The sequence below is a fragment of the Streptomyces sp. NPDC007162 genome (assembly GCF_040634175.1).
Classification (GTDB): Bacteria; Actinomycetota; Actinomycetes; order Streptomycetales; family Streptomycetaceae; genus Streptomyces.
Genome location: NZ_JBEYFC010000336.1, coordinates 1 through 10125, shown reverse-complemented (window position 1 = coordinate 10125; position 10125 = coordinate 1). Strand labels below are relative to the sequence as shown.

Sequence of the window (10125 nt, the reverse complement as noted above, 5' to 3'; positions counted from 1 at the left end):
TCGCGGCGGGCGGTGAGGACGACGCGGTAGCCGGCGGCGGCGAGGCTGCGGGCGGTCGCGGCACCGATTCCGCTGCTCGCGCCGGTGACTACCGCGATGCGGGAGGGGGCCATGGGGGTGTGCTCCTCAGGGGGTCAATTGTGCGGCCTTGTGGGAGCAAGGATAGGTGGGGTGGGGATTCGGCCGTTGCGTCGGTGCGGGTGCGTGGGGGCTGCTCGCGCAGTTCCTCCCCCAGCCTTCGGCCGGGGGGACCCCCAGCGCCTCTGGCGGGGCGCTCTTCCCAGGTCAGTTTCTGGGGGCCCACATGATGACCGCCATTCCGGTCAGGCAGATCGCCGCTCCCGTGATGTCCCAGCGGTCCGGGCGGTAGCCGTCCGCCGCCATGCCCCACAGGATCGAGCCCGCGACGAAGATCCCGCCGTACGCCGCCAGGATGCGGCCGAAGTGGGCGTCCGGCTGGAAGGTGGCGACGAAGCCGTAGGCGCCCAGGGAGATGATGCCGCCGGCGATCCAGAGCCAGCCGCGGTGTTCCCGCACGCCCTGCCAGACCAGCCAGGCACCGCCGATCTCGAAGACGGCGGCGACGACGAACAGGGCGGCGGAGCGGAGGATCAGCATGGCAGCAGCCTGCCACTTCGTGACCGTGTCACCTGATGGAGGGCGCCTGCGGCGGGGGCCGGGTGGCATACATCCGTACGAATGCCGGAGACGGACCGGGTGGCACGGACGGATGGGACGGGTGGCATGGGTGGCACGGGTGGTATGGGTGTGCGTCGGTGGGGGCTTGCGGTGGGCGTGGGGGCGCTGGTGCTCGGGGGTGGGGGGAGCGCCTGGGCCGGGGACGCCGATCTGGAGGTGCACGGGTCGGTGGTGATGCGCGGGGACCTGGCGGAGGTCCGGGTGACCCCGCGCGACCACGGGCCGGACGCCGTGACCGGTGCCAGTGTGCGGCTGAGCTGGTCGGCGCCGCTGGCGGACGGCCAGGTGCTCCCGGACCGGTGCGCGCGCACCGGCGACCGGGAGGTGGTGTGCGGTACCGGTCCGCTGGCCGTGGACGTGCCGGGCGAGCAGCTGGTGGTTCCGGTACGGCTGCGGGAGCGGCCGGCGGAGGTGGTGCTGGAGGTGGACATGGTGTGGGGCGGCGGTGCCGTGGACCACGACCGTGCGAACGACAGGCAGCGGGTGCTGGTGCTGGCCACCGGTGACCCGTACGCGTTCTGACCCGGCCGCTCAGCCGTACATCTGCTTCTTGAGGTTCGCGATCCGCCGGGCCTCCGCCACCTTCTCCGCTCCTTGGAATTTGCCCAGGTGGGCGGCCATCGCGATCGGGTCCTGGACCGAGAGCAGGAACTCGGCCATCTCCTCGTTCCTGACCACTTCGCGGAACTCGCCCTCGGTCAGCGCGACGATTCCCTCCTCCAGCGAGTCCCTGCGCTCGACCGCGACGATGTCGTAGGGCGCGCCCTGTCTCGAGATCCAGCCGAACTCGCTCTGGGACCCCTTCACCAGGTACTTCCGCTTGATCCGGATGGTGAGCAGGTATCCGAAGCGGGCTTCCGACGCGAAGTGGAGGGCCGTCGTGGGATTCGTGGAGAACTCGATCAGCTGTGCGGTGTCGTCGTTGCGATGCTGGCTCGTGTATTCGTAGACGTGCGTCGGGTCGGGGCGGGTGGCGTTCTCGTCGGGCTGCCTGAGAATCGCCGGGAAGCTGACGAACGAGCCGCGGATGATCTCCTTCTGGAGATGCATTCGCTGGGTGGGCGTCACGCCGCGCTTCAGGATGACTTCCTCTTCGCTGTCCTCGGGCAGCTGTGCGATGTGATCCTCGATGCTGGCGTCCGCCGCCTTGCTCTCCAGCGCGAGCTGCCGTCCGCCCTGGGGTGCCTCCGAGGACTCCCCTCCCTCCGGCATCCGCTGGACGGGTCCGTGCGACTCGTTCGCCGTCGCGCGCGGGGCGGCGAGGGAGGGAGCGGTCGCCTGGCCCGCGGCGTAGGCGTTGCCGTCCCGCTCGGCCGCCTGTTCGGAGTCCTGCCTCGGGTCGGTGACGGTGACGCCGGCGCCGTTGCTGTTGCCGGTCTCGGGCAGCCCCTTGAGGTTCTTGTCGACGTGGCTGAGTTCGTGGCCGATCAGCTTGTCGTCGCCCGCGGTGCCGGCGGAGAGGAAGATGTGGTTGCCGACGGTCATGGCCTGGGCGCCCATCGCGGCCGTGGCGCGCTGGGCGACCGCGTCGCGGTGGACGCGGGTGGAGGAGAGCCGGTCGTTCTGGTAGAAGGCCCCGGCCTTCGCCACGACCGACGAGGGCAGCGACTCGCTCGACGAGCTCATGGCCGCGGCCAGCAGGGCGCTCTGCCCTTGCGGGCTGGTGTCGTGCACCTGGCCGTGGTCGTGCTCGTCCTCGGTGCGCGCGACGGTGACGCCGGACACGGAACGCTGGACCGGCGGTTGCGGCGACCGGTGTCCGCATGCCGGGCCGTGCTGGTGCAGGTCCTGTGCGCCCGGGTGTCCGGACCGCCGCAGCATCTCGACGACCGCCTGGTTACCGGCGCGGCTCTGCTCGGCGAGCATCCGCTGCACCGCCGTTCCGGCGGTCGTCGGGATCGCTCTCGGTCGCTGAGGTGCCCGCCGTTGCCCGGTCGTGGTGTTCTCGTCGCGGGCGAGTCCCATGTGTGCCTTCCTCCGACGGTCAAGGCGAACCAAACCCTCACCTTCACACGAGCAGGGTCCGCGTTCCCAGGGGTGCGGGGGCAGACTTGCGGACCTATCGGGCAGTGGTAGGCGTGGGGAATAGGTGGCGGTGGGGTCTCGTTCTCCGGGTATAGTTGAATCGTAAACAACCTGGAGGGTGAGCGAGCATGCAGTTCGGGATCTTCACGGTCGGCGACGTCACGCCGGACCCCACCACGGGGCGCACGCCGACCGAGCGGGAGCGCATCAAGGCGATGGTCGCGATCGCGCTGAAGGCCGAGGAGGTCGGGCTCGACGTCTTCGCGACCGGTGAGCACCACAACCCGCCGTTCGTGCCGTCGTCGCCGACCACCATGCTCGGCCACATCGCCGCGCGCACGGAGAAGCTCGTCCTCTCCACCTCCACCACCCTCATCACCACCAACGACCCGGTGAAGATCGCCGAGGACTTCGCGATGCTCCAGCACCTGGCCGACGGCCGGGTGGACCTCATGATGGGCCGTGGCAACACCGGCCCGGTCTACCCCTGGTTCGGGCAGGACATCCGGCAGGGCATCAACCTCGCCATCGAGAACTACGCCCTGCTGCGCCGGCTGTGGCGCGAGGACGTGGTCGACTGGGAGGGCAAGTTCCGCAGCCCGCTCCAGGGCTTCACCTCCACCCCGCGCCCGCTGGACGACGTCCCGCCGTTCGTCTGGCACGGCTCCATCCGCTCGCCCGAGATAGCCGAGCAGGCCGCGTACTACGGCGACGGCTTCTTCCACAACAACATCTTCTGGCCCGCCGACCACACCAAGCGGATGGTCGAGCTGTACCGGGCCCGGTACGCCCACTACGGGCACGGCGCGCCCGAGCAGGCGATCGTCGGCCTCGGCGGCCAGGTGTTCATGCGGAAGAACTCGCAGGACGCGGTGCGCGAGTTCCGGCCGTACTTCGACAACGCGCCGGTCTACGGCCACGGGCCCTCCCTGGAGGACTTCACCGACCAGACCCCGCTGACCGTCGGCTCGCCCGAGCAGGTCATCGAGAAGACGCTGGCGTTCCGCGAGTACGCCGGTGACTACCAGCGCCAGCTGTTCCTCGTCGACCACGCGGGGCTGCCGCTGAAGACGGTCCTGGAGCAGCTCGACATGCTGGGCGAGGAGGTCGTACCGGTGCTGCGCGAGGAGTTCGCGAAGGGCCGCCCGGCGGACGTTCCCGAGGCGCCCACCCACGCGTCGCTGGTCGCGGCCGCCGCCGCGGCCGCGATCGCGGAGAAGGAGGAGGTCCAGGCATGAAGCTCGTCGTCGTCTCCGCGGGGCTGAGCGTGCCCTCGTCCACCCGGCTGCTGGCCGACCGGCTGGCCGCCGCGGTGGGTCGGGCCCCGGCCGGTGCCGGGGTGGAGATCGAGATCGTGGAGCTGCGCGACCTCGCGGTGGAGATCGCGCACAACTTCACCAACGGGTTCCCGGGGCGGAAGCTGGCGGCCGCCCTGGAGGCGGTGACCGAGGCGGACGGCGTGATCGCCGTGACCCCGGTGTTCACCGCGTCGTACAGCGGGCTGTTCAAGTCGTTCTTCGACGTGCTCGACAAGGAGGCGCTGGTCGGCAAGCCGGTGCTGATCGCGGCGACCGGGGGCACGGCCCGGCACTCGCTGGTCCTGGAGCACGCGCTGCGGCCGATGTTCGCCTACCTGCGGGCCGTCGTCGTCCCGACGGGCGTGTACGCGGCGTCGGAGGACTGGGGCGCCGAGGGCCTGGAGGACCGGGTCGAGCGGGCGGCGGGGGAGCTGGCGGCGCTGATGTCCGGGCTGGCGGCGGTCAAGCCCCGCAAGCCGGACGCCGACCTGCCGGTGGTGCCGTTCGCGGAGCAGTTGGCGAGGCTGGCCGCGAGCTGAGGGGGGCGGGGGCGCGCTGGGGGTGCCCCCGGCCGTCGGCCGGGGGAGGAACCGCGCGACCGGCCGCCGCCCACCCGCGGCCGAAAGCCCCCACCCGCGCGCAGCCGAAACCCGCCGCAGGTTCCGTTGTGACGGTGAGAGGCAGGTAAAAAGGGTGATCGTAGACCCGCTCACCCCGGCCAAGCAGCGGCTGCCTTGGCAGACTGGGGACGTGCCCCAGACTGTGCTGCTCGCCGAAGACGACCGCGCCATCCGCCACGCCCTGGAGCGTGCCCTCACCCTGGAGGGTTACGAGGTGACCGCGGTCGCGGACGGCGTGGAAGCCTTGGCGCACGCCCACCGCACCCACCCCGACGTCCTGCTCCTCGACGTGATGATGCCCGGCATCGACGGCCTCCAGGTCTGCCGGGTGCTGCGCGCGGAGGGCGACCGCACCCCGATCCTCATGCTGACCGCGCTGGTCGAGACCGCCGACCGGATCGCGGGCCTGGACGCCGGCGCCGACGACTACGTGGTCAAGCCCTTCGACGTCGAGGAGGTCTTCGCCCGGCTGCGCGCGCTGCTGCGCCGTACCTCCCCGGTGCCGGCCGGCGGTGGCGGCACCGGTGGCGGTGTGTCCGTCGGCGGCGACTCCGGGCGCGAGCCGCAGATCTCCGACCGGCAGATCGAGGCGGCCGGCCTGCGGATGGACCTCCAGGCCCGCCGGGCCTGGCGCGGCCGTCGTGAGCTGGAGCTGACCCGCACCGAGTTCGAACTCCTCGAACTGCTCGCCCGCAACGCGGGGATCGTCCTCGACCACTCCACGATCTACGACCGCATCTGGGGCTACGACTTCGGCCCCGGCTCCAAGAACCTCGCCGTCTACGTCGGCTACCTGCGCCGCAAGCTCGACGAGCCCGGTGCCCCGCAGCTGATCCACACCGTGCGGGGCGTGGGTTACGTGCTGCGGGAGGACTGAGTGGGCCGCCTCCGGCGGCCGGATCGGATCGGACGGGTGCTGGCGCGCCGTCGGCCGGGACTCGTCTCCCTGCGCACCACCTTCGTCGTCTCCTTCGCGGCGGTCACCGCGGCCGTCACGATCGTCGTCGGCATCCTGTCGTACAACGCCGCCGCCCGGCTGGTCCGCGTCGACCAGCAGTCGGTGTTCACCCAGGTCGTCTCCGACGTCCAGGACGAGGTCAAGCAGCACCGGATGATGCCGGACGACTTCTCCTCCTCCCGGCCCGGCCACGACCTGGTCCGGCCGGCCCGCACCGACGTCCAGGTGCTCGGCACGCAGGGCGAGATCGTCGACCACGGCAGCCCGGTGCTGCCGGTCACCGCCGCGGACCGGGCCGCCGCCACCGCCAGGGCCGCCGGGAGGACGGTCGAGCACAAGGACGTCCGGGTCGGCGAGGACCTGTTCCGGATCGCCACGGTCGCGCTCGGCGACGGGCGGGGCGCGGTGCAGGTGGCGCAGGAGTTCAGCGACACCGAGGACCTGCTGCGGGCGCTCCAGCAGCGGACGCTGGCGCTGATGGCGGCGGTCGTGGTCGCCGCCGGGCTGATCGGCTGGTGGCTGGCCCGGCGGATCACCCGCCGGCTGGTGATCCTCACCTCGGCCGCGGAGGACGTGGCCCGCACCCGGCAGCTCGGCATCCAGGTGCCGGTGACCGGCCTGGACGAGGTGGGGCGGCTCGGCCGTGCCTTCGACCGGATGCTCGGTCGGCTCGCCCAGTCGGAGGAGGACCAGCGGCGGCTGGTCCAGGACGCGGGCCACGAACTGCGCACCCCTCTCACCTCGCTGCGGACCAACATCTCGCTGCTCCGCCGTATCGACGAGCTGCCGCCCGCCACCCGTGACGAACTCGTCGCCGACCTGGGCCAGGAGGCACGTGAACTGACCGACCTGGTCAACGAGCTGGTCGACCTGGCCGCCGGGCAGTCGGACACGGAGCCGCCGCAGCACGTGGACCTCGTCGACATCGCGGAGGAGGTCGCCGTGCTGGCCAGGCGCCGTACCGGCCGGGAGATCCTGCTCCGCTTCAGCGGGGACACGACCACCGACGGCCGCCCCGGCATGCTGCAACGGGCCATGTCCAACCTGGTGGAGAACGCGGCCAAGTTCGACCGGGACGGCAAGGGCCCCATCGAGCTCAGGATCACCGGGCCCGCCCGGCCCGGCGCGGTCCGCGTGGAGGTCCTGGACCGCGGCCCCGGTATCGCCGAGGGCGACCTGATCCGCATCTTCGACCGCTTCTACCGCGCCGCCGACGCCCGCTCCCTGCCCGGCTCGGGCCTCGGCCTCTCCATCGTCCGCGAGGTGGCCATGGCCCACGGCGGCGCCCCCTTCGCCTTCCGCCGGGAGGGCGGCGGCGCGGTGATCGGGTTCACGGTGGGTGGAGGCTTCACGGGCGGCGCGCCCCGCGTCTGACCCGCCCGGCAGGAGACGGGCAGGCGCGCGAGGTCGCCGTGCAGGCTCCGGAACGGGTCGTCGCCGAGCACCGACGGCTCGGCGAAGCCCTTGAGGAGATGCGGGCGTGGGACGTGCCGACGGTACTCGTGCGGCGGGCGTCGGCGCACGCCCCGGCGGATGCGGGCGGCCTTCCGCCGTGCCATGGCTGAAGGCCCGGGGTGATCCGCGATCGGGCCTTCAGCCGCCGGTCCTGTACCCCGCGGATCATCCCCAGGGAACCGTGAGGAAGCCCTCCGCGCGGGCGCTCGCCAGGCCGATGCGCGGGATGTCGCTGCTGCGGGCGAAGAGGAGGTAGCGGGGCTCCCAGACCGGGCGGTACTTGGCGTTCGCCCGGTAGAGGGACTCGATCTGCCACCAGCGGGAGAAGAAGGTGAGGATGGCGTGCCACAGGCGCAGGACCGGGCCCGCGCCGAGGCGGGAGCCGCGTTCGAAGACCGAGCGGAACATCGCGAAGTTCAGCGAGACCCGGTCCACCTTCAACTCGCCGGCGCGCAGCAGGAGTTCCACGACCATGAACTCCATCAGGCCGTTCTCGGAGTTGCGGTCGCGGCGCATCAGGTCGAGGGAGAGGCCGTGCTCGCCCCAGGGCACGAAGCTCAGGAGGGCACGGGGGGTGTCGTCGGCGTCCCGGCACTCCAGCATCACGCAGCGGCCGTCCGCCGGGTCACCGAGGCGGCCCAGCGCCATGGAGAAGCCGCGTTCGGTGGCGCCGTCGCGCCAGTGGTCGGCCCGGTCGATGAGCAGTGCCAGCTCGTCCGCGGGGATGTCCTCGTGACGGCGGATGCGGACCGTGTAGCCGGCCCGGCGGACCCGGTTGTGGGCCTGGCGGACGACCCGCATCGCACGGCCTTCGAGGGTGAAGTCGGCGATGTCGACGATCGCCTCGTCACCCAGTTCGAGGGCGTCCAGACCGTGCCGGGCGTAGACGGTGCCCGCCTCCTCGCTCGCGCCCATGACGGCGGGGGTCCACGCGTGCCGGCGGGCCTCCGTCAGCCATGCGTCGATCGCGCCCGGCCAGGCCTCCGGGTCGCCGATCGGGTCGCCCGAGGCGAGGCTCACGCCGCCGACGACACGGTAGGTGACCGCCGCCTTGCCGGTCGGGGAGAAGATCGCCGCCTTGTCGCGGCGCAGCGCGAAGTAGCCGAGGGAGTCACGGGCGCCCTGTTTGTCCAGCAGGGCGCGCAGCCGGTCCTCGTCCTCCGAGCTGAGCAGCCGGCGGCCGCGCGGCGAGCGGAAGCCCGCGTACAGGACCAGGCAGAAGGCGATCGCGAGCAGGATGTTGATGATGATGTCGGTCCAGCGGGGGGCGTGCACCGCGGTCACGTGGTCGGCGAGCGGGCCGACGCTGACGCCCCGCAGGAGCGTGTAGGCGATCTCGTCGGGGAGGGTGGCGCCGGGGAGCTTGTTCGTCGCGTGCACGAGGAGGGTGCCGAGGCCGCCCGTGACGAGGATCCCGCCCGCGCCCACCGCCAGTGCCGTCTTCGGGTTCGACGGGTCGCCGACCGCGATGAACTCCCGGCGGCTGACCAGCAGCGCGGCCACGAAGAGGCCGGTGACGGCCGCGGAGACCCAGTTGAAGACGTGGGCGCGGTACTCGTGCTGGGTGAGCGCGAGGACGTAGAGCGCGAAGAGGGGAGTGGACAGCGCGGTGTTGACCACCCAGGCCGCGCGCTTGCGGCGGCGCATCACCAGCACGAAGAAGATGGCGAGCGCGGCGGAGACCAGGCCCGCGGTCGCCAGGTACGGTGTGAAGAACTGGCCGGAGTGGTGCGCGTGCTGCCGGTGCAGGTGCAGGGTGATGCGGCCGTTGTTGTGCTCGTCGACCTCCTGGCGGAACGGCAGCGACAGCACCGCCGCTATGTTCAGCACGGCGATCACGCGCAGGTACCAGACGGTGAAGTCGGCGGCTCGCCTGCGCAGTGCGCCGCCGGATTCGGTGGCGGGATCGCGGCGGGCGGCGGACGCGCGCTCGGGGATCAGTGCCGACAGCTGTGGGGGCATGGTGACCGGTCGCCTTGGGGACGGGAAACGGGATGACGGAGGGCTGACCCTACAGTCTGTAGGTTAGCTGTGGGAGGCGGGGGAACAGCCTGCCACGGTAGGGAAAACGGTGTGAAACGGGAAGGCGTCCTTACCGGCGCTCCCGTTCGGCTACCGGCGCTCCCGTTCGGCCCGCCGCCGGGCCGCCAGCATCCACGCGAGGTTGCCGATGGCCGCACCCGCCGCCACCGCCGCCACGATCACCCCGCCCGTCGCCAGCCCGTCGCTGAACAGGTGCGGGCGCCGGTCGAGACTGTGCAGGCCGAAGCCGGACAGCTCGTACACGCCCACCGCGGCGACCAGCAGGCTCGCCACCAGCACCGCGACCGTGGGGCCGAGTGCGCGCCGCGCCTCCTGCGTGTCCGAGCCGTGCATGAGTACCCCCGATGAGCTGACGGGCCGCCGTGGCCGATGGGGAACCTACAATACGTAGGGTCCGCAGCGCCCCAGGACGTGTGCATCCGCACCAGCCCGGACATCGAGGACACCGGCCCCGCCACCGCCGTCCCGTACGGCGTCGGCGTGCCCCGCACGGGTGACACCCCGGGGTACGGCGGGGTGACGCCCTGCGCGGCGGCGGGACGGTCCCCGGGTGCCGCGGACCGGTCCGTACCGCCCGGTCAGCCGAAGCGGCCCGCCACGTAGTCCGCCGTGCGCCGGTCCTGCGGGGAGTTGAAGACGGCCTCCGTGGCGCCGTGCTCGACGATGCCGCCGGGGGTGCCCTGCTCGGCCAGGAAGAACGCGCACTGCTGGGAGACGCGGGCGGCCTGCTGCATGTTGTGGGTGACGATGACGACGGTGACCTGGCCGGCCAGGTCCTGGATCGTCTCCTCGACGCGCCGGGTGGAGGTGGGGTCCAGGGCCGAGCAGGGCTCGTCCATGAGCAGGACCCGGGGGCGGACCGCCAGGGCGCGCGCGATGCACAGGCGCTGCTGCTGGCCGCCGGACAGCGCGCCGCCGGGCTGGCGGAGCCGGTCGCGGACCTCCTTCCACAGGCCGGCGCGGGTCAGGGACTCCTCGACGAGTTCGTCCTTCTCCCGGCGGTTCGCCTTCGTGCCGGTCAGCTTCA

11 protein-coding genes are annotated in these 10125 nt (G+C 72.3%); 5 read left to right on the top strand and 6 right to left on the bottom strand.

Annotation, left to right across the window (positions count from 1 at the left end; genetic code table 11):
• Window positions 1-113, bottom strand: a 113-nt coding sequence (locus ABZ646_RS31030) for an SDR family NAD(P)-dependent oxidoreductase (protein WP_360526067.1), incomplete at its 3' end; no start/stop codon positions are given.
• A gap of 172 nt (window positions 114-285) precedes the next feature.
• Window positions 286-618 (bottom strand): YnfA family protein, encoded by a 333-nt coding sequence (locus ABZ646_RS31025; RefSeq protein ID WP_360526064.1) that lies wholly within the window; start codon window positions 616-618, stop codon window positions 286-288.
• Between the two features lie 144 nt (window positions 619-762).
• Here ABZ646_RS31025 and ABZ646_RS31020 point away from each other — a divergent pair, with 144 nt between their 5' ends.
• Window positions 763-1221, top strand: a complete 459-nt coding sequence (locus ABZ646_RS31020) for a hypothetical protein (protein WP_360526061.1) — start codon at window positions 763-765, stop codon at window positions 1219-1221.
• 9 nt (window positions 1222-1230) lie between these two features.
• Here the strand turns inward: ABZ646_RS31020 and ABZ646_RS31015 are convergent, their stop codons facing one another.
• Window positions 1231-2664 (bottom strand): DUF4157 domain-containing protein, encoded by a 1434-nt coding sequence (locus tag ABZ646_RS31015; RefSeq protein ID WP_360526058.1) that lies wholly within the window; start codon window positions 2662-2664, stop codon window positions 1231-1233.
• 188 nt (window positions 2665-2852) lie between these two features.
• On the opposite strand from ABZ646_RS31015, the gene ABZ646_RS31010 reads away from it, so the two are divergent.
• The 4 genes from ABZ646_RS31010 to ABZ646_RS30995 all read left to right on the top strand — a co-directional run bounded on the left by ABZ646_RS31010 (window position 2853) and on the right by ABZ646_RS30995 (window position 6974).
• Window positions 2853-3962, top strand: coding sequence for an LLM class flavin-dependent oxidoreductase (locus tag ABZ646_RS31010; RefSeq protein ID WP_360526055.1), 1110 nt, complete (start codon window positions 2853-2855; stop codon window positions 3960-3962).
• Entirely contained in the window at window positions 3959-4561 is a 603-nt protein-coding gene (locus tag ABZ646_RS31005; protein WP_360526052.1) for an FMN reductase, read from the top strand. The genes ABZ646_RS31010 and ABZ646_RS31005 overlap by 4 nt, the downstream gene beginning before the upstream one ends.
• Window positions 4562-4772: 211 nt before the next feature.
• The gene (locus ABZ646_RS31000) at window positions 4773-5519 is read left to right on the top strand and encodes a response regulator transcription factor (RefSeq protein WP_360526049.1); all 747 of its coding nucleotides are present in this window, start codon (window positions 4773-4775) and stop codon (window positions 5517-5519) included.
• 36 nt (window positions 5520-5555) lie between these two features.
• On the top strand, window positions 5556-6974 hold the full coding sequence (locus ABZ646_RS30995; RefSeq protein WP_360526046.1) for a HAMP domain-containing sensor histidine kinase: 1419 nt from the start codon (window positions 5556-5558) through the stop codon (window positions 6972-6974).
• A gap of 246 nt (window positions 6975-7220) precedes the next feature.
• Here ABZ646_RS30995 and ABZ646_RS30990 read toward each other — a convergent pair whose 3' ends face one another.
• The 3 genes from ABZ646_RS30990 to ABZ646_RS30980 all read right to left on the bottom strand — a co-directional run.
• Window positions 7221-9017 (bottom strand): phosphatidylglycerol lysyltransferase domain-containing protein, encoded by a 1797-nt coding sequence (locus tag ABZ646_RS30990; protein WP_360526043.1) that lies wholly within the window; start codon window positions 9015-9017, stop codon window positions 7221-7223.
• Window positions 9018-9167: 150 nt separating this feature from the next.
• Complete coding sequence (locus ABZ646_RS30985) at window positions 9168-9431, bottom strand: hypothetical protein (protein ID WP_360526040.1); 264 nt, start codon at window positions 9429-9431, stop codon at window positions 9168-9170.
• Window positions 9432-9676: 245 nt separating this feature from the next.
• On the bottom strand, window positions 9677-10125 hold a 449-nt coding region (locus ABZ646_RS30980), incomplete at its 5' end, for an ATP-binding cassette domain-containing protein (RefSeq protein ID WP_360526037.1).